Source organism: Streptomyces sparsogenes subsp. cuspidosporus, assembly GCF_039532705.1.
Classification (GTDB): domain Bacteria; phylum Actinomycetota; class Actinomycetes; order Streptomycetales; family Streptomycetaceae; genus Streptomyces; species Streptomyces sparsogenes.
Window position 1 is genome coordinate 1 of the sequence record NZ_BAAASD010000183.1, and the last position, 505, is coordinate 505.

The 505-nt window shown below is 75.4% G+C and carries 1 protein-coding gene; it reads right to left on the reverse strand.

Annotated elements, in window-relative coordinates:
• Window positions 1-505: M20 metallopeptidase family protein (locus ABFY07_RS42975; RefSeq protein ID WP_346179647.1), on the reverse strand; the 505-nt coding region annotated here is incomplete at both ends.

Consider the following 505-nt stretch of genomic DNA (forward strand, 5'->3'; position numbering starts at 1 on the left):
GTCGCGGTGCAGCCGTGGGCGAGTGCGGTGTGGGTGCAGACGCGCTCGATCTCGGTGTGGACGGCGCGGCGCACGGCCTCCGACATCGTGCGCAGGGTGCCCTCGAGCTCGGCCGTCTCGGGGATGACGTTGTCGGTGGTCCCGGCGGTGATCCGGCTGACGGTGAGCACCGTCGGGTCGTGCGTGTCGACGCGGCGGGTGAGCATCGTCTGCAGCGCGCCGACCATCGCCGCGGCCGCCGGCACGGGATCCAGCGCGTGGTGCGGGGCGGACGCGTGCCCGCCGCGGCCGGTGACCGTCACCCGCAGGACGTCGGCGGCCGCCATGATCGGGCCCGGGCGGGTGTGCAGCTCGCCGCTGGGCATCGTCGCGCTGACGTGCAGGGCGGACGCCACATCGGGCCGTCCCCCGGGGCCGTGCCGGTCGAGCAGCCCCTCGTCGATCATGTGCCGGGCGCCGTGGAAGCCCTCCTCGCCGGGCTGGAAGGCGAAGATCACCCGTCCGG